The 229-nt window shown below is 69.0% G+C and carries 1 pseudogene; it reads right to left on the reverse strand.

Features of this window, described 5'->3' with window-relative positions:
* Positions 1 to 229 (reverse strand): annotated as a pseudogene (locus tag RRF55_RS28335) (TonB-dependent receptor); the annotation flags it as partial.

A 229-nucleotide genomic window follows, 5' to 3' on the forward strand; every position in this document is an offset into this window, starting at 1 on the left:
TGCCACTCCTGGCGCAGGGCGCCTTCGAGGCGCCAGTCGCCGGCGACGTATTCCTCTACCAGGAACAGGGCGTGGTTCTCGGTGCGGCTTTCGGGAATGAAGGATTCGGCGCCGACGGCGGCGAAATCGCTGCGCGAGGTCTGGGCGCCGACCACGCCGCGCACCCCGCCGATGGCGGCGTGCTGCACCTCGACGCGGGCGTCATAGCCTTCATTGGTGAAGGTGGTGG

It is taken from the genome of Klebsiella sp. K47, from assembly GCF_051858335.1.
GTDB lineage: Bacteria > Pseudomonadota > Gammaproteobacteria > Enterobacterales > Enterobacteriaceae > Klebsiella > Klebsiella pneumoniae.